The following is a 17,850-nucleotide window of genomic DNA, read 5'->3' on the forward strand; positions in this document are numbered from 1 at the left end:
CCTCTAGACGAGACTGATGCAGGAAACCAACTTCGAGCTTTTTCCGGCGGACCTGACGGTCGACATCGTGCCGGGCCGCAGGCTGGCGGCAAGGGCGGTGGCGCTCCATGCCGCTCCGTTCGACCATTTCGAAACCAAGGCGGTGGAGAAATTGCAGCTGGGCTTCGACGGTATAGCCGGCGATTTTCATGCCGGGATAGCGCGACGCTCCGGCGGGCGCGAACCGTGGTATCCGCGCGGCACCGAGATGCGCAACGAGAGGCAGTTGTCGCTGGTGGCGGCGGACGAACTCGCGCTGGTCGCCGAACGCATGGGCCTAGAGGAGATCAAGCCCGAGTGGATCGGCGCCAATTTGCTGATCGAAGGGGTGCCGCATCTTTCGATGTTGCCATCCGGCTCGCTGCTGTTCTTCCAGGGCGGCGTGACGATCAAGATCGATGCCCAGAACAAACCATGCCGCGTCGCCGGGCAATCGATCGCCGAGCATGTCCGGGCGGCGGACCATGACGCCACCGCGCTGCTCTTTCCGAAAGTGGCCAAGCGGCTGCGGGGCCTTGTAGGCTGGGTCGAGAAGCCCGGAATCGTCAGGTCCGGCGAGGAAATCTCCGTGCGGGTGCCCGAGCAGTGGATTTATCGCGCCTGACGAGGTAGCCACGCCGCTCGAAACGGCGTGGCTGAGCGACCCGGACTAGGCCTTGCGGTTCTTGTTGGCGCCTTGCGCCATGACCGAAACATGGTCCCACTTTTCCCAGGTGGCGATGCGGTTGGCGTATTCCTGCTTGATCATCGGCAGCCCGCCGTCGCCGAAGAATACTCTGAGAGGTGGCTCGGCCGCGTCGACGATCGCCAGCATCGCCGGTCCGGTGGCCTCGGGATCGCCGGCCACGGCGCGACTGCGGCGCTCCGCCATGGCAGCGCGGACGGGCGCATAGGCGTCCAGCGCTTTGGAGACCTTGGCCGACGGACCGGCCCAGTCGGTGGAGAAGCCGCCGGGCTCGACCAGCGTGACATGGATGCCGAACTCCGCGACCTCGAGGCTCAGCGACTGGCTGAAGGCTTCCAGCGCCCATTTCGAGGCGTGGTAGAGGCCAAGCGAGGCGAAGGCATTGACGCCGCCGATCGACGAGATCTGGATGATGTGGCCGGAGCGCTGCGCCCGCATGATCGGCAAGGCGGCCTGGGTGACCCACAGCGCGCCGAACACATTGGTTTCGATCTGGTCGCGGGCTTCCTGCTCGCTGACCTCCTCGATGGCGCCGAAATGGCCATAGCCGGCATTGTTGACGACGACGTCGAGCCGGCCAAAGCGCTTGTGCGCCCCGGTGATTGCGGCATCGACGGCTTTCTTGTCGGTGACGTCGAGCTTTATCGCCGCGATGTTGTCGCCATACTTCTCGACGAGATCGGCGAGTGTGCCGGCATCGCGGGCGGTTGCCGCGACGCGGTCGCCGCGAGCGAGCGCGGCCTCGGCCCAGACCCGGCCAAAACCTTTCGACGATCCGGTGATGAACCAAACCTTGTTTGTCATGATGAAGTCCTTGCCCGTGCAAGCTGGAATTTTTTCAGAGATAAGTGGAGGCCTCTCCGCTTTGTGCCATATACGGTGCGTCCCGCGACTTTCCAGAGGCGGTGGCGGAATTATTTGGACGGGAGCGGCGACCGGTCAGGGGTAGCGTACAGCGCTCGACCAGGCCGGATCCTTATGCTTGTCCCAATAGAGCGCCATCAGTCGGCCGGTAATCGCGCCGGGCCTGCCGTCCGCGACTGGGCTGCCGTCGATCATCGTGACCGGCATGATGCCGCCGGCGGTAGAGGTGATGAAGACCTCGTCGGCCTCGCGCAATGCCGCGACACTGACGTCCGCCGGGGTGGCGAAGAGGCCTTCCAGCGCACAGAGATCGAAGACAGTGCGGCGGGTTATGCCGGGTAGCACGCCGATCGCCGGCGTCGAGAGCTTGTTGTCCTTGATACAGAAGACGTTGAAGCCCGGACCTTCGGCGACATTGCCGTTGAAGTCGAGAATGAGCGCTGTCTCGGCGCCGCGGTCATAGGCATCGTAAAGGCCGCGCACCAGGTCGAGCCAGTGGTAGTTCTTGATCGCCGGGTCGATCGAGGCCGGCGGAATGCGCACCTTGTCGCTGATGGCGACATTGAGGCCGCGCTGTAACTGCTCGGGATTGGCGACCGAGCCGAACGGCACGGCAAACGCCATGAAGCGGTTGATCGCCTGGCGCGGATCGCGGCTGAAAGTAGGGGAAGCGCCGCGCGTGCACAGCATTTCGACATAGGCGGCGCTGTGTCCCGACAGTGCCACGCAATTGTGCAGGATCTCCGTCACGCCATCGCGGTCGAACGGGATCGTCATGCGCAATTTCTCCAGTCCGCCGAAGAAGCGGTCGAGATGCAGGTCAAGCCGGAAGAAGCAGCCGTTCCAGACATGCACCGTGTCGTAAGTAGCATCGGAATGCAGGAATCCCCAATCCAGCACCGAGATCTTGGCCTGCGACATCGGCAGGTACTGGCCGTCGAGGAAGGCGATGCCGTCGGGATAAGCATGCGGGTCGACGTGGCGGTCACTCACCACAGGCAGCGGCCGTGTATCCTGTGCGGTCTGGCTCATCGGCACCTCCTTGCATCACAGGCTATCGGTGTCAGGCAGAGGGCATAGAGCCAGTCATCCGGGGTCGTTCGTCCTCGAAGTGAAAAGCTGCCAGCCATGCTACCGAGCGCCGTGCCGGACCGGCAACGGCTTCAATCATCCTCGTCGTCGGCGTCGAGCAGGCGGGTGGCGCGCCAGCGGGTAAGCACGACATTGGTCTGCTCGATGACGAAGAAACGCGCCGAGTCGCGGTCATAACCTTCGGCGAGCAGCTTTTCGTAGTCGGTATGGGCGTGGCGGATATGGGCAACCGTCGCCAGCCACACGGCAATGGTCGGCGGCAAGGTCTTCATGTGGACGGAGCCGGCATCCGCTCGGATCTTCTCCATATCGGCATAGGGCGCCAGCGGCAGAAGCGCGGTCAACGCCTTGGCGACGGCGCGCCGACGGCCGGTCGGCGCCTTCATCATTCGTCGCGCCCTTCGATGGTCGCCTCGGCAAAGGCATCGGTCGATGCGAAATAGGGTTTTATGTCGAGCACCGGGGTGCCGTCGAGCACGTCGATGGCGTCGATCTCGATGCGCCCGGTGGCGAGGTCGAGCGCAACCAGTTTCGCCACATGCAGGCCGATCGGGTTCGGTCGGGCAGGGGAGCGCAGACCGAATACACCTTTTGCTTCAGCCGCATGGCGCGGTTTCTGCACGATCAGAGTCCGCGGCGCCTGGTGGAGCCACGACAGGATGACGAGATGGCTGGCGCGCTCCAGCCCTTGCAGGCCGGCGCGGTAGGGTGGGTCGATCGTCAGTGCTGCCGGCTGTCGGGTCTCGCGCGCCGCGCGCATGTTCTTGGGGCAGGTTTCGCGCGTCGTCCATGGCGAGGCGATACGGCCGATGAAGACGACGCCGCCGTCCGCCGGCATCAGCGCCGGATCGATCTCGAGCCTTTTTTCACCCTCCCGTGCCTCGAACATCTCACGTCGCCCGGTCATTTTATCCATCTTTTTGTTGACGCATGTCTTGCCCTGAAACCGCTACACATTTTTAGGCGACATGCACCGAGAAATCACGCCTGCGGCATTTTCTTGTCCGGAAGCGACATAGCGCTTGCAAGGCTGTGAAAATCGACATAAACATATGTTTATATCTTTTTCAAAGAGAATACGCTGATGCATGTCGCGCTCGACACCATGGTGGATACATTGAAGGCGGCGGCCGAATCGAGCCGCTTGCGCATACTGGCGCTGCTGTCGCGCGGTGATCTCACCGTGTCCGATCTTACCGAGATTCTCGGCCAGTCGCAGCCGCGCGTGTCACGCCACCTGAAGCTGCTCCTGGAGGCCGGGCTGATCGGCCGTTACCAGGAGGGGTCGTGGGCCTTCTTCCGGCTGTCGGATACGGATTCCGCGCGCGACTTCGTGCTGCGGCTGGTCGCCGGCATTCGCGGCGCCGATCCGCAGGTCGAGCGCGATCTCGAGCGGCTGGCCTCGGTCAAGCGCAAGCGGCAGGACCGCGCGGCGGAGTATTTTTCGCAGAACGCGGCAAGCTGGGACCATATCCGCTCCCTGCACGTGCCTGACCGTGCGGTCGAGGCAGCCCTCATGAAGCTCGTCGGCAAGCGGCCGTTCCAGTCGATGCTCGATCTCGGCACCGGCACCGGACGCCTCTTGGAGATATTCTCGCCGCTCTACCGGCGCGGCATCGGCATCGACATGTCGCGCGAGATGCTGACCGTCGCGCGCGCCAACCTCGACAAGGCCGGCGTCTCCAATGCTCAGGTGCGGCAGGGCGACATCTTCTCGCCGCCGGTCGAGCGCGACGCCTTCGATCTCGTCACCATCCATCAGGTGCTGCATTATCTCGATGATCCTGCGCGCGCCATCCATGAGGCGGCGCGGCTGCTGCGCCCTTCCGGACGGCTGGTGATCGTCGATTTCGCGCCGCATACCCTGGAATTCCTGCGCGACGAGCACGCGCATATGCGCCTCGGCTTTTCCGACCGGCAGATCGGCGAGTGGTTCTCCGAAGCGGGCCTTGATCTCGAAGATGCCCAGGAGTTCGAGCCGCGCGGCGGCACCGAGGCCAGGCTCACGGTCAAGCTCTGGCTTGGCCGCGACCGGCGCCTGCTGATCGCCGATCCTGCCAATGACAGCCAGCAGACCAAAGTGAGTTCGATAGGGGAAATCGCCTGATGAACCAGTTCCGCTTTTCCCGCCGCCCCGACATTGGCGACAAGGTCAGGGTTTCCTTCGAATTCTTCCCGCCAAAGTCGGACGAGATGGAAGCGAGGCTGTGGGACACGGTCACCCGACTGGAACCGCTGAAGCCGAAATTCGTCTCGGTGACCTATGGCGCCGGCGGTTCGACTCGGGAGCGCACGGCACGCACCGTAGGCCGCATCCTGAAGGAGACCAGCCTGACGCCGGCAGCGCACATGACCTGCGTCGACGCCCCGCGCCCTCAGGTCGATGCGGTGATCCAGGAATTCGCCGAGATGGGTGTGAAGCGGTTCGTCGCTCTGCGCGGTGATCCGGCCGCGGGCGTCGGCACCGCCTATCGTCCGCACCCGGACGGCTATGCCAATGGCGCCGAGCTGGTCGGTGCGCTGAAGAGCGCCGGCGATTTCGACATCTCGGTCTCGGCCTATCCGGAAAAGCATCCGGAAAGCCCCGACTTCGCCACCGACATCGACATGCTGAAGCGCAAGGTCGATAATGGCGCGACGCGGGCGATCACCCAGTTCTTCTTCGACAACGATCTCTACGAGCGCTATGTCGAGCGCGCGCGTCGAGCCGGCATCTACATTCCGATCGTGCCGGGCATCCTGCCGGTGCACAATTTCACCCAGGTCGCCAATTTCTCGGCACGTTGCGGCGCGCTGGTGCCGGCATGGCTGGCCGAACGTTTCGACGGCCTGCAGAATGATCCGCAGACGCATGCGTTGGTCGCGTCGGCGGTGGCGGCCGAGCAGGTGCTGGACCTGGTCGAGCGGGGCGTGGGCGATTTCCACTTCTATACGATGAACCGGGCCGACCTCGTCTTTGCCGTCTGCCACATGATCGGCATCCGCTCGCATGAGGCGGAAGTGGCTGGCTCCGCAGCCGCCTGAACCGGGCTTGAGATGCAGAAAGGCCGGGTAAAAACCCGGCCTTTCAAACTGGTTGATTATTGGGTGCTGGTCTTCCCCGTTTTTGGCGGGTTCAGGGAAGAACGCCTATAATGAGGGCGCCGATGAATGCAAACGCAGCACAGATCATCAATGCGTTGATTGGCCTCGTAAGTCCCATGACATAGCCTCCTCTTAAAGAGCTATGCCCGGAGTCTAGGGTCATTTGTGCCACAGGCAAGCGGAAAATGTGCTGCATTGCGACGCGATTGTGGAGTTTGCGACCTCATTTTCGCCGTTAGGCGTTGAAACTTCTAGGCAAAAAGCAGATACGAACCTGTGAATAAATTATGGCGGCTTCGTGTCGTTGGCATGTCATGGCAGCGCTACCCTGCGGATGAACAGGCGCCCGTCTATGATCACCAGGCCGAGACCGATCAGCATCATGCCGCCGATTTCGAACAATTCCAGCCGCTCGCCGAGGAACAGGAAACCGAGCAGCATGGCACTGACCGGCACGATCAGCGTCACCAGGGAGGCCTTGGTGGCGCCGGCCGAGGCGACGAGGTTGAAATAGAGGATATAGGCGAAGGCGGTGGACAGCAGCGCCAGCGCCAGCACCGCCGCCCAGACGGGCGGGGAGGCCGAGAATAGGCCGGCGGGACCGTGCGCAAGCAGCACGACCGGGATCATGATGATGGTCGAGGCGGTCAGCTGCCCGGTGGCAATGACCGGCGAGGGCACGCCCTTGAAGCGACGGGCGACCATCAGTGCGACGCCGTAGGACAACGATGCTCCGATCAGCGCGAATTTGGCCCAGACCGGGCCGCCGAGGCCGGCAACCAGGCCGGGGCCGATCATCACAGCCGTGCCGGCGACGCCAAGCGCAATGCCGGCCAGCTTGTTCCAGGAGAGCTTCTCGTCCGATGTCAGGGCGTTGGCGAGGATCAGCGTCCAGAACGGCGTGGTCGCATTGAGCACCGAGGCGACGCCGGCGCCAAGCTCGGTCTGGCCGGCGAAGATCAGCGAAAAAGGCACGACGTTGTTGGTGAAGGCCAGTAGGAAGAACAGTCCTGCATGAGGAAGGGCAAGGCGGGAGGATGGGCCGCGCAGGAAGAGATAGAGCTGTAAAGCGAGTGCCGCGATGGCGACGCGAAACAATACCAGCACCAGCGGGTGAAGCTCCGCCACGGCAATGCGGGCGAAGAAAAAGGAGCCGCCCCAGATCGCGCCGAGCAGCAGAAGCTGCGCCCACTCCTTGAGCGCCATCGGTCCGCGCGGTGCTGATGTCGCGGCTATTGCCATGTGATGCGTCCTCCCCGGACGGCCGAATGCAGGCAGCCAGACAGAAGCCATATCGGGTTCGCAGGCAAGAACCACCCGAAACCTGCCCGATGGCCTGTCTCCCCCGACAAAGCCTAGCGCCCTGCCGCCAGGCGCAAGAGACACAGAATTGTTTTCATTGGCCGCTAGCTTGGATTAATTGTGCGCAGGCTAGGTCAAGGATTCGTCCATGCAGCGATTCGAGAATGCCCGCGAGGCGGCACTGGCGCTTCGCCCGGACGATCCGGTCTACTGCTTCCGCCCGCAGGTGCTGAAGGCCGATGCCTTGCAGTTCATGGGCATGTTCCCCGGCAAGACGGCCTATGCGGTCAAGACCAATGGCGAGCAGATCGTGCTGAAGACGCTGGTCGAGGCCGGCGTCTCCGCCTTCGACGTGGCCTCGCCCGGCGAGTTCGCCGCCGTGCGCGCGGTCTCGGCCGATGCCGAGATGCTCTACATGCATCCCGTCAAGGCGCAGTCGGACATCAAGCTGGCGCTGGAGAAATACGGCATCCGCGTCATTGCGCTCGACCACGAAGACGAGATCACCAAACTGACGCGGGTGGTCAGGGCACTCGACATTGACCCGGGCGCAATCAGCGTGTTCGTTCGAGTGCAGACCAAGGGCCATGCGGCTTACGAGCTGTCGAAGAAGTTCGGCGCCGGGCCGGCCTATGCGGTCGAGCTCGCCGAGCGGCTGAACCGTACCGGCTACAAGGTCGGCCTGTGCTTCCATGTCGGCAGCCAGATCGAGGACCCCGACACCTACGAAAGGGCATTGGCTTCCACCGATTGGGTGCGCAACCGGCTGACCTTCGACCTGGCCGGTCTCGATGTCGGCGGCGGTTTTCCGGCCGAATACGGGCATGATCCCAACCGCAAGCAAGTCGCGATGCCGTCGCTCGGCCAGATCATGTCGCGGCTTTCTGGAGACCTCAAGGAATACCAGTTCGACCAGATGCCGCTGGTGGCCGAGCCCGGCCGGGTGATCGTGGCGCGCTGCCTGTCGCTGATCGTGCGGGTGCTTTTGCGCAAGGGCAAGCGGCTCTACATCAATGACGGCATCTGGGCGTCGCTGTCGGATTCATGGACCGGCAAGATCACGCTGCCGGCGCGCTTCATTCCCGATCCGGCGATCCGCACGCGCAATGGCGACGAGAAAACCATCGTGCCGTTCAAGGTCTGCGGCGCGACCTGCGATTCCGTCGACATATTGTCGCGGCCGTTCTGGCTGCCGGAAACCGTCGACACCGGCGACTGGATCGAGATCGGCCATATCGGCGCCTATTCGCTGTCGCTGAGAACCCGTTTCAACGGCTTCTATCCCGACACTTTCGTCGAGGTGGCGACGTCCTTCGACGAAGGCGACGCGCCGGTGGGATTGGCGAGTCTGGAGACGATGGCGGATTAAGTAGGGAGTAGGGAGTAGGGAGTAGGGAGTAGGGAGTAGGGAGTAGGGAGTAGGGAGTAGGGAGTAGGGAAATGGCCTCTGTCACTACTTACTACTTACTACTCACAGCTTCGCTAAAAGCTCCGGCGTCGGCCAGCCGTCCACGGGCAATCCCAGCCGCGTCTGCTCCTTGCGGATCGCTTCGCGGGTGTTGGTGCCCAGGATCCCGTCGACCGTGCCAACATCATAGCCCTTGGCCTCCAGTTTGGTCTGCAAAGCCTTCATCTGCTCGTTGTTGAGGCCTGGTTCAGGATTGCGCGGGTCGATCGGTGGCGCGCCGGCAAGCCGCGCGGCAAGATTGGCCGCGGTCAGCGCGTAGGTGAAGGACTGGTTCCATTCGAGATAGACGTCGAAATTTTCGTAAGTGAGGAAGGCCGGCCCCTTGCGGCCCATGGGCAGCGCCAGCCCGGCCTTCAGGCCCTTGTCGACCAGCGGCGAGCCGTCGGGATTGGTAACACCCCACTGCGTCCACTGTGTCAGCGGCAATTTGTTTGTGCGCCCGGTCTGTTCCCATGGCATCTCGTCGGGCACGCGCACTTCCTGGATCCAGGGCTCGTCGCGTTTCCAGCCGCGCGACAGCACCTTGTTGGCCGTCGTCATGATCACGTCCGGCACGCTGCCCCGCAGGTCGATCTTGCCGTCGCCGTCGCCGTCGACGCCACGCGCAAGATAATCCGAAGGCAGGATCTGCGTCTGGCCGATCTCTCCAGCCCAGGCGCCGTTGACGTCGGCCGGCAGCACGCCATGGTCGATCAATTCCAGCAGTGGCACCAACTGCTGCCGGAACAGCTGCGGGCGGCGGCAGTCATGGGAAAGCGTCACCAGCGCGCTGAGCGTATGGAAATCGCCCTGCACGGCGCCGAAATCGGTCTCCAGCGCCCAGAAGGCGGTGATGACCGGCGCCTGGACGCCGAACTGCTGGTCGGCGCGGGCGAAGATATCGGCATATTTCTTCATGTTCGCCGCGCCCTGCTTCAGCCGGTAGGCCGAGATCATCCGGTTGGAGAATTCGATGAAGGTCTGGGTGAAGACGCCCTGCGCACGGTCGCGCGCCAGGGCCCTCTCGTCGAAGCTGGCATCCTCGAGCGCTTCGAGGCCGACAGGGCCGACACCCGCCGCCTTGGCTTCCGCTGCCACGCCCTGCTTCCAGGTTTCGAAGTCGCCGCCACATTCCTGCGCCATCGCCGGCAAGGCCGTGGCGCACAGGAACAGCACCGCGAGGGCTTGGGGACGCAGTCGCATAGACTTCCTTTCGACATTCAGGATTCCCGGGCGGCCTTGCTGTCCATCTGGATGCGCGTCGCCCCGGAATACCGGCGGTTGCACTCTTGGCCGCCGGCCGTGTCGAAAGCAGGCGGCAGGCCCGGTGTCAACGGGTGTTCTGCAGCAACCCTTCCTCCGGGCGGCTTGGCACCCGTTGACACGGTGTCAACGGGTGTTCTGCCTCAACCATTTGTCCCAGGCGGCTTGGCTGCCGTTGAAGACGTTTATATCGGACTTGCCGATCATGCCGGGAACGATGCCGGTTCCCGTATACTGCCAGAAGGTGAAGGGGTGGCTGCCATATTTCTGACGCGGGTGGCCGGCGACGGAGCGTAGCCAGTAGGGATAACCGCGGAAGGTCGACAGCTCGTTGTCTTCAAAGAAGTCTACCGACGTGTAGATGATCGGCTTCTTGCCGTAATGCCGCTCGACGATTTCGAGGAAGGTGGTCATCTCCGCGCGCACGGTGGCCGGGTCGGGGCGCAGCCTGCAGGTCGGCGATTTCGGGTTCCATTCCATGTCCAGCACCGGCGGCATGGCCGAACGGTCGACGGGGACGTTGCGGATGAACCAGCGCGCCTGTACCGCCGCCGGAGTGCAGAAATAGAAGAAATGATAGGCGGCACGAGGAACGCCGGCGGCTTTGGTGCGCGCCCAATGCTCGTTGAAATAATCATCGAAACGGTCGCCGCCCTCCGTCGCCTTGATGAAAGCGAAGGAAATACCGCTGGCCTTGGCGGTCGGCCAGTCGACCGAGGTCTGGTATTTTGAGACGTCGGTGCCGTGAACTGCGTAATTCCAGGGCGCGCCGCTGTCCCATTCATGCGGCTTGGAATCGGCGAAGCGGGGCGCGCGCACCGCAACCGAAGGGGTGCTGGATGGCGACAGTGGCGACAGATCCTCCACGGTCGAGCATGCGCCGAGCAGCGTCAGCATGAAAAGGGCCGCAAGACGGCGCATCACAACTCCCGAGCCGGTTGCAGCCGGTTGCTGATGGGTCTGTGCACTGATGGCCGGCGCTTGGTCTGGCCCCCGCCGGACGATCGCCCACAGCATCGCCCGGTATATCGCCAAAACGCGCATTTTTTCGGCGCGCTTTGATTTTGTTTCCTGCCGTGATCCCAAAAACGCGGCGCGCTGTTGGGCGACATGCACCTGTGATCGCCGATCATGGTTGATATCTGGTTGACGACGCTCGACAAGGCCCATGATTTTGCGGAAGCAATGGCGGCAAATCGATGACATGGATCGAGCCTGGATTCGGGGGCGGGAAAGATGCGGATCATTGCCAAGATCGTCAAACGGCTGCTCGGCCTGGTGGTGCTGGCGGTCGTGGCGCTGTTTGGGTGGCTTTATTTCGCGCCGCCCGAACTGATCCGGGTCGGCTCGGGCTATTCGGCAAAGATCGTCTGCTCGAACGTTTTCGTCGCCGGGCGCGATGCCAACGAGGTGCTTGCCGTCGATGTGCAGGCGCCCGGTCATCCCTTGCTCAAGCTGATGCGGGTCTCGGTCGACAAGAACCGGGGCACAGTCTCCGCCGGCCTGCTTGGCTTCCTCGGCAAGAGCATCGCGGTTTTCCGCGACGGGCTGGGCTGCGCCTCGGTCCCGGATGGCGATGTCGGCAAGGCGCGGCGCACGGCGATCCATGTCGAACCCTCGGCGACAAGACAGGACGCGCTGTGGCCGGAAGGCGAGCGGGTCGAAGCCTCGCAGAACCCGGAGGTGGTGAAGATCGTCGACGATGCCGCCATGACCGGCGCCGGCATGCGCGCCGTGGTGGTGGTCAAGAACGGCCGCGTCGTGGCGGAACGCTATGGCGAGGGCTTTTCCGCCCGGACGCCGTTGCTCGGCTGGTCAATGACCAAGACGGTCAATGCCGCCATGGTCGGCACGCTGGTCAAGAACGGCAAGATGGCGATGACCAACCAGGGCCTTTTCGCGCCGTGGAAGGCCGATGGCCGCGCCGCGATCAGCCTTGCCGACATGATGGCGATGTCGAGCGGGCTGGAATTCAACGAAGACTATGGCGACGTCGCCGACGTGACGCGCATGCTCTATCTCGAACCCGACATGGCGGGCTTTGCCGAAGCCAAGCCGCTCACGGGCGAGGTGGGCAAGGTGTTCTCCTATTCGAGCGGAACGGCGGTGATGCTGTCGCGGCTCTGGCAGGATGCGGTCGGCGACAAGGCCAAGGCGTTGACGTGGCCGCGCACCGCGCTGTTCGAGCCGCTGGGCATGCACAGCGCCGTGCTCGAGACCGACGAACAGGGCACGTTCGTCGGCTCATCCTATCTCTACGCCACCGCCCATGACTGGGCCCGCTTCGGCCAGTTCCTGCTGCAGGGCGGGGTCTGGAACGGCAACCAGATACTGCCGGCCGGTTTCGTCGACTGGATGCGCGAACCTGCGTCGGCCTCGAAAGTCTACAGCAAGGGGCAATTGTGGATCGAGGCGCCGGGCGACGAGGAAAACCCCGGTGCCGGCGTGGCGGCGGGCCTGCCCAAGGACACCTATTGGATGGAGGGGCATGATGGGCAGACCGTCGCCATCATTCCATCCGAGCAATTAGTGGTGGTGCGGCTCGGCCTGACGCCGGCCAAGCTGGGCTACAGGCCGCAGACCATGGTCGGGGCATTGGTGAAGGCGCTGCGCTAGCCAATCAGCTGCTCGGCCGGACCACCGCCAGCCAGGCGTAGCCGCGATAAAGTGTGCGGAAACGGAAGGTTGCGCCGATTTTTCGCGATGCCGATTCCAGCACCTCGCGCAACATTTCACGGGGCGTGACGTGGAATTTTCTGAGCCAGCCGCGAAGCAGGGTCCGAAACCAGTCCGGCAGGCCTTCCTGCTGGCCGAAGTCGACGATGTGCAGGGAACCGCCCGGAGCGAGCGTTGCCAGCGCGGCGGAGACCGTCTTTTCCCAGCCTGGGATCATCGACAATGAATAGGAGACGAAGACACGGTCGAAGCTGTCGCGGCCGAACAGCGCCTTTACGTCGAACTCCGTGGCGTCGCCCCTTGCCAGCATGACGCGATCGGACAGGCCTTCGCGGGCAATCGCGGTGCCCGCGGTCTCCAGCATCTCTGCCGAAATGTCGAGGCCATAGAAGCGCGCGCCGGGAAAGCTGCGGGCGGCGAGGATGATGTTTCGCCCGGTGCCGCAGCCGAGCTCCAGCACCGTGCCGCCCGGCGGAACGTCCAGCCCTGATATCAGCCGGTCGCGGCCGAGCAGATAATATTTGCGGGTCAGGTCGTAGATGTGACGCTGCCAGCGGTAGACACCGTCCATCAGTTCGGCGTGATTGGCCGGCAGCTCGGTAGTGCTCATGAGGCGCGCTTCACGTACAGATGAAAGCCGCCATAGATTGCCGAGCGGTCGCGGGTGGAGAATTCGCGCGAGGCATCGCTCTCGTAGCTCCACTGGTCGAGCAGGGAAGCGGAGACGCGGCCCGGCAGCAGACTTGGCTCGGCCGCAGTGCGGAAGATGACACGCGCGCCGGCGGAGGCGGTGCGGGTGATTTCCGACCACAGCGCATTGAGCTGGTCGTCGGTCATCCAGTCCTGCGCGTCGAGCAGGATGAAACGGTCGACGGAACCCGCGTCCTTGCCTGCCAGGAATTCGATCAGATTGGCATGATGAATGGCGACGCGGTCTACATTGCCGCGAATGGCCTCATAGTTCTGCCTTTCAAGATAGGCGGGCAGGGCGGCTTCGCCGGGTTGGGGGTAGCGCCTGGCAAAGGCTTGCCAAGCGAAATAGTTGTTTTTCAATGGAAAATCGCAGGCGAGCTTTTCCAGCCGGGCTTTCAGCACACTGGCCATGGTGCCGTCGCCGGACGTGATGAGAGAGTCATATTGCGCCGGCGGGATGCCGAGGCCGAACAGCGAGGCCTTGCGCGAGGTCGCCCATTTCAAAAGCGGCTTTTCGAACACCGGGGCCAGCTCCTGGTGGAAGAAGCGGCGCTGCTCGCCAATGTTCCTGGCCTGCATGATGCCGGCGGGGTCGACGCCGAAGAATTTAGCCGTGCGGTGGCCCATGGCGATGAACAGGCCAAGCAGGCCGGTCTGGTAGAAATTGCGGTCGAAGACGGCGATGCGCCTGATGCCGCGCCAGTTGCGGCGCTCCCAATAGTGGCGGCTGACCGGATCGAGATGCGGCGCGATGAAGCGGTCGTAAGCCTGAGAATTGTGGTCGTTGCCGGCGGCACCGAAGAAGCGAAACAGGTCGCCCTGCGAAGGCAGGTGGCGCACCGCCTCCAGCTTCATGCGGTTCAGGGCTATGTGAGCGGCATTGAGATCGACGGCGTCGATCCTGGCCGGCGACCGGGTGAGATAGGCCAGGATATTGCAACCGCCGGAGGCAATAGTGACGACGCGGTGGCCTTCGCCAAGCTGCATTGCGTCCATGTCGACATCGGGATCTTCCCAGATCTGCGGATAGACCAGGCCCGAAAACAGGAAGGCGAACAGCCGTTCGGAAATTCCTGCCTTCGACAGGGGGCGGTTCTGGTAGACGGCTTTTCCAACTTCCTTGCCACGGCGAAAGATCAGATCTGCGGAAACGTCCGTCATGGCAAGGTGATTCCCCATTTGCTTTGCCGCAAGCGGGTAACGCCCGGCTATGACAGGTGGATGACAGCGATCCGCACAGGGGAGCGCAAAGCTGTTTCACCCCCGGGGAGGCGCAAGGGGAGGATGCGAGCGATGTTACATGCGGAAACGCATCGTTACGAAACCCATGGCTGAGTGATGCATTTCCTTCTCGACCGTTCACTGCAACGTGAGCGTGTGTTGAAGGAGAGATATCATGAAAAAACTCATTCTTGCGTCGGTGTCCGCGCTTGCGCTGCTCGGCGTCGCTGCATGCAGCGACAGCGGCACGGGGACGGATAACACCACCACCCAGAGCACCAATCCGCCGGCCGAGCAGCCAATGAAACCTGCGGCGCCCGCGGATAATTCGACCAAGCCTGCCGAGCCGGCTCCGGCAACGCCCGCTCCTGCGCCCGCGCAGTAGTCCATTAGTACCTGTGTTCTGGCGAAGGGCCGGCGTCATGCCGGCCCTTCGCCCAGGCGGGTAGTGGTTCCGACACGAGATCGATTGTCGTCGGAGGTATGATGCCGGCCGTTATTGGCTTGATAGCGGGGACCGGTTGGCTCTAAGAAGCGGCCATGTCGATTTGGGACCGCCTCGGCGACTTCATCACGCGGATTTCGTCCTCAGCCTCGTCGGGCGTCGCCGACGTGGTCGAGGCTGTACGCACCGTTTTTTCCGGCGATGCGGATTTGCGCCGTCGCGTCGCTTTCTCGGTGGCGATGATTGCGCTCTCGGCCAAGATGGCCAAGGCCGACGGGGTCGTCACCCAGGATGAGATACGCGCCTTCCAGGAAATATTCGAGGTGCCGCCAAAGGAGACGCGCAACGTGGCGCGGCTCTATGATCTAGCCAAACGTGACGTTGCCGGCTTCGAGACCTATGCCGAGCGCATGGCTCAGCTTTGTGGCTCCGGCCATTCGAACTGCATGATGCTGGAGGATATACTCGATGGCCTGTTCCACATCGCCAAGGCCGACGGGCTGATCCATGAGCGTGAAGGCCAGTTCCTGCACCGCATCGCCGAAATCTTCCGCATAGATGAGGTGCACTACGAGGCGATCCTTGCCAGGCACGTCAATCTTGGTGCGGCCGACCCCTATGTCGTGCTCGGCATCGAGCGCGGCAAGCCGTTCGAGGAGGTCAGGAAACGCTACCGCAAGCTGGTTTCCGACAATCATCCGGACCGGCTGATCGCGCGTGGCCTGCCGCAGGAATTCATCAAGATCGCGACGACGAGGCTCGCGGCGATCAACACCGCCTATGAGATGATCGAGCGGGGCCTGCGGCACGCATGAGCGGCTTCCTGCCCGACGAGCCGAGCGCCGAGGTCAGGGTATCGCCGAATTTCGGGCCACGGCGCGAGACGCTGAAGCCCGACATGATCGTGCTGCACTATACCGGCATGCCGACAGGCGCCGGGGCCGAGGCGTGGCTGTGCGACCCGGCCAGCGAAGTCTCCTCGCACTATCTGGTGCATGAGAACGGCCATATCGTGCAGATGGTCCGGGAAAGCGACCGCGCCTGGCACGCTGGGAAGAGTTCGTGGTTCGGACGCACCGACATCAACTCCTGTTCCGTCGGCATCGAGATCGTCAACCCGGGGCATTCATTGGGTTATCCCGGTTTTCCCAAGCGACAGATCGATGCGGTGATCGGCTTGTGTGCCGGAATTGCCAACCGGCATGCGATTGCCCCCCAGCGGGTGCTGGCGCACTCCGACGTGGCGCCGGGGCGCAAGATCGATCCGGGCGAGAAGTTTCCCTGGCGGGCCCTGTTCGAGGCCGGCGTCGGCCACTTGGTGGCGGCGGCACCGATCAGGCGCGGCGCCGTGCTGAAGACCGGCGACGCTGGCGCCGATGTCGAGGCGCTGCAATCGATGCTGGCGCTCTACGGCTATGGAGTCGAAATAACGGGTGTTTTCGACCAGCAGACGCGGGTCGTGGTCGAGGCTTTCCAGCGTCATTTCCGGCCACGCCGGATCGATGGAGTGGCGGACGGATCGACGATGCGCACGCTTCAACGGCTGCTCGCTTCCCACCCAACTTGACCCTGGGTCAGGATGCCGTCCAAGTAATGCTTTTCCGACATTAAGTTACAAACTGTCACTTAAAGTGACTTGCCCCGCCTTCATTGCGCGCAATTCGGGCTTCAAAGGGCGATCCGTACAGCTTGTCGGATGTCTAACCCCCCGGATGATCCGACATTAATCAAGCAATGCCGCGCGGAAATCTTCGCGCGTTCAGACAGAACAGGATCACATGCAGAAATTGACCGTTGTAACGGCAGCTCTTGCTGCCGGCGTAATGACTTTTGCCTTCGGGGCGGCGAGCGCCGCGCCGCTGAGCCCACGGGCCGATCAGGGGCTCGTCGCAGCGACCGCCAAGGGCAAGGCCATTTCGGCCAAAAGCAGCAAGGATGTGAGGGCGGCGAAGCGGTCTTCCGCGAAAGTGGAGAAGGCGAGCTGGACCAAGGCCAAGAAGCCGAGCACAAAACAGAAGACCAGACGAGGCCGCAAGGCCGTCGACAAAACGACGACGGCATCGATCGGGATCAAGGACGCAGCAGCCTCGACGGCAGCGGTGGCCAGTGGCGATCAGTATTCGGCCATCGTGGCGCGCTATGCCGCGAGCTATGGCGTGCCGGCGTCGCTCGCTCATGCCGTTATCAAGATCGAGAGCAACTATCGGCCGAACCTCGTCGGCGGCGCCGGCGAAATCGGCTTGATGCAGATCAAGCCGGCGACGGCGCGGATGATGGGCTATAGCGGCTCGGCCAATGGGCTTTTCAATCCGGACACCAACATCAAATACGGCATGAAGTATCTTGCCATGGCGCGGGATCTCGGCGGCGGCACGACGTGCGGCACGATCCTGAAATACAATGCCGGCCACGGCGCCACCCGGATGAACCCGGTTTCGGCCGCCTATTGCAGCAAGGTCAAGGTGCAACTGGCGGCTGTCGGATCGCCGGCGTGACAAGAACCGGTCGTAACCGGCTTTTTTGGTTGCGTTTTGTGGCGTGAACCCCTTTATACGCTTGGCCAGCTGGCCGGGCGGCCGCACCAGCAAAAGCCGAAAGGCCGCGGGTGAGGAAAGTCCGGGCTCCATGGAGACACGGTGCCGGCTAATGGCCGGCGGGGGCGACCCCAGGGAAAGTGCCACAGAAAGCAAACCGCCACGACTTGGCTTTGCCGGGTCGGGGCAAGGGTGAAAGGGTGGAGTAAGAGCCCACCGCGCGACTGGCAACAGGAGCGGCACGGTAAACCCCACCGGGAGCAAGACCGAATAGGGGCGGTGCGAGGGGAAACCCTCGAGGGCTGTTTCCGGCTCACCGTCCGGGTAGGTTGCGTGAGGCGCATGGCAATATGCGCCCAAGATGAATGGCCGCCACGTTCTCGCGCCGCAAGGGGCGAGGGCCATACAGAACCCGGCTTACAGGCCAGCTGGCAGTTTTTCTCCGCGATATCGAAAAGAGGCCTTTGCGATCAGCAGGTTGCGCCCTGGGGCGCGCCTGTTGATT

Annotated in this window: 18 protein-coding genes and 1 other RNA gene; 10 read left to right on the forward strand and 9 right to left on the reverse strand. The window is 63.2% G+C overall.

Annotated elements, in window-relative coordinates:
- Positions 1-16 precede the first annotated feature (16 nt).
- Positions 17-643 carry an MOSC domain-containing protein gene (locus tag FJ940_RS13320; RefSeq protein WP_140656792.1) on the forward strand — a complete coding sequence of 209 codons (627 nt, stop codon included), beginning with the start codon at positions 17-19 and terminating at the stop codon, positions 641-643.
- A 45-nt stretch (positions 644-688) separates the two neighbouring features.
- Here FJ940_RS13320 and FJ940_RS13325 read toward each other — a convergent pair whose 3' ends face one another.
- From FJ940_RS13325 to tsaA, 4 genes are all read right to left on the reverse strand, one after another.
- The gene (locus FJ940_RS13325; protein ID WP_140495160.1) at positions 689-1,528 is read right to left on the reverse strand and encodes an SDR family oxidoreductase; all 840 of its coding nucleotides are present in this window, start codon (positions 1,526-1,528) and stop codon (positions 689-691) included.
- A gap of 135 nt (positions 1,529-1,663) precedes the next feature.
- A complete protein-coding gene (locus tag FJ940_RS13330) occupies positions 1,664-2,620 on the reverse strand; it encodes an aminotransferase class IV (protein WP_140559513.1) in 957 nt (318 codons plus the stop codon).
- Between the two features lie 131 nt (positions 2,621-2,751).
- Positions 2,752-3,066 (reverse strand): DUF2293 domain-containing protein, encoded by a 315-nt coding sequence (locus tag FJ940_RS13335; RefSeq protein ID WP_140495859.1) that lies wholly within the window; start codon positions 3,064-3,066, stop codon positions 2,752-2,754.
- Complete coding sequence (gene tsaA / locus FJ940_RS13340; RefSeq protein ID WP_140656794.1) at positions 3,066-3,587, reverse strand: tRNA (N6-threonylcarbamoyladenosine(37)-N6)-methyltransferase TrmO; 522 nt, start codon at positions 3,585-3,587, stop codon at positions 3,066-3,068. Before tsaA ends, FJ940_RS13335 begins: the two co-directional genes overlap by 1 nt.
- A gap of 177 nt (positions 3,588-3,764) precedes the next feature.
- Between tsaA and FJ940_RS13345 the strand changes: the two genes are divergently transcribed.
- Together FJ940_RS13345 and metF are read left to right on the forward strand one after the other, a co-directional pair.
- Complete coding sequence (locus FJ940_RS13345) at positions 3,765-4,787, forward strand: metalloregulator ArsR/SmtB family transcription factor (protein WP_140495166.1); 1,023 nt, start codon at positions 3,765-3,767, stop codon at positions 4,785-4,787.
- Positions 4,787-5,704, forward strand: coding sequence for a methylenetetrahydrofolate reductase [NAD(P)H] (gene metF / locus FJ940_RS13350; protein WP_140521221.1), 918 nt, complete (start codon positions 4,787-4,789; stop codon positions 5,702-5,704). Before FJ940_RS13345 ends, metF begins: the two co-directional genes overlap by 1 nt.
- Positions 5,705-6,076: 372 nt before the next feature.
- Here the strand turns inward: metF and FJ940_RS13355 are convergent, their stop codons facing one another.
- Complete coding sequence (locus FJ940_RS13355) at positions 6,077-7,006, reverse strand: DMT family transporter (RefSeq protein WP_140656795.1); 930 nt, start codon at positions 7,004-7,006, stop codon at positions 6,077-6,079.
- 208 nt (positions 7,007-7,214) lie between these two features.
- Here FJ940_RS13355 and FJ940_RS13360 point away from each other — a divergent pair, with 208 nt between their 5' ends.
- A complete protein-coding gene (locus FJ940_RS13360; RefSeq protein WP_140656796.1) occupies positions 7,215-8,435 on the forward strand; it encodes an alanine racemase in 1,221 nt (406 codons plus the stop codon).
- A 102-nt stretch (positions 8,436-8,537) separates the two neighbouring features.
- Here the strand turns inward: FJ940_RS13360 and FJ940_RS13365 are convergent, their stop codons facing one another.
- Positions 8,538-9,716, reverse strand: coding sequence for a lytic murein transglycosylase (locus FJ940_RS13365; protein ID WP_140516624.1), 1,179 nt, complete (start codon positions 9,714-9,716; stop codon positions 8,538-8,540).
- A 186-nt stretch (positions 9,717-9,902) separates the two neighbouring features.
- The gene (locus tag FJ940_RS13370; RefSeq protein ID WP_140516622.1) at positions 9,903-10,697 is read right to left on the reverse strand and encodes a GH25 family lysozyme; all 795 of its coding nucleotides are present in this window, start codon (positions 10,695-10,697) and stop codon (positions 9,903-9,905) included.
- A 315-nt stretch (positions 10,698-11,012) separates the two neighbouring features.
- Here FJ940_RS13370 and FJ940_RS13375 point away from each other — a divergent pair, with 315 nt between their 5' ends.
- Positions 11,013-12,392, forward strand: coding sequence for a serine hydrolase (locus tag FJ940_RS13375; protein ID WP_140521219.1), 1,380 nt, complete (start codon positions 11,013-11,015; stop codon positions 12,390-12,392).
- Positions 12,393-12,396: 4 nt separating this feature from the next.
- Here the strand turns inward: FJ940_RS13375 and FJ940_RS13380 are convergent, their stop codons facing one another.
- Both FJ940_RS13380 and FJ940_RS13385 read right to left on the reverse strand, forming a co-directional pair.
- Positions 12,397-13,062: a class I SAM-dependent methyltransferase gene (locus FJ940_RS13380; protein ID WP_140656798.1), complete on the reverse strand. Its 666-nt coding sequence runs from the start codon at positions 13,060-13,062 to the stop codon at positions 12,397-12,399.
- Entirely contained in the window at positions 13,059-14,306 is a 1,248-nt protein-coding gene (locus FJ940_RS13385; protein WP_224518994.1) for a DUF3419 family protein, read from the reverse strand. The genes FJ940_RS13380 and FJ940_RS13385 overlap by 4 nt, the downstream gene beginning before the upstream one ends.
- A gap of 235 nt (positions 14,307-14,541) precedes the next feature.
- Here FJ940_RS13385 and FJ940_RS13390 point away from each other — a divergent pair, with 235 nt between their 5' ends.
- The 5 genes from FJ940_RS13390 to rnpB all read left to right on the forward strand — a co-directional run bounded on the left by FJ940_RS13390 (position 14,542) and on the right by rnpB (position 17,781).
- Positions 14,542-14,751 carry a hypothetical protein gene (locus FJ940_RS13390; protein ID WP_140495184.1) on the forward strand — a complete coding sequence of 70 codons (210 nt, stop codon included), beginning with the start codon at positions 14,542-14,544 and terminating at the stop codon, positions 14,749-14,751.
- 155 nt (positions 14,752-14,906) lie between these two features.
- Complete coding sequence (locus tag FJ940_RS13395; RefSeq protein WP_140495186.1) at positions 14,907-15,626, forward strand: DnaJ family molecular chaperone; 720 nt, start codon at positions 14,907-14,909, stop codon at positions 15,624-15,626.
- The gene (locus tag FJ940_RS13400; protein ID WP_140623120.1) at positions 15,623-16,378 is read left to right on the forward strand and encodes an N-acetylmuramoyl-L-alanine amidase; all 756 of its coding nucleotides are present in this window, start codon (positions 15,623-15,625) and stop codon (positions 16,376-16,378) included. Before FJ940_RS13395 ends, FJ940_RS13400 begins: the two co-directional genes overlap by 4 nt.
- Positions 16,379-16,589: 211 nt before the next feature.
- Complete coding sequence (locus FJ940_RS13405) at positions 16,590-17,306, forward strand: transglycosylase SLT domain-containing protein (RefSeq protein WP_140623121.1); 717 nt, start codon at positions 16,590-16,592, stop codon at positions 17,304-17,306.
- A 65-nt stretch (positions 17,307-17,371) separates the two neighbouring features.
- An RNA gene (rnpB, locus tag FJ940_RS13410) (RNase P RNA component class A) lies at positions 17,372-17,781 on the forward strand.
- Positions 17,782-17,850 lie beyond the last annotated feature (69 nt).

The organism is Mesorhizobium sp. B2-3-7 (assembly GCF_006442695.1).
Classification (GTDB): Bacteria; Pseudomonadota; Alphaproteobacteria; order Rhizobiales; family Rhizobiaceae; genus Mesorhizobium.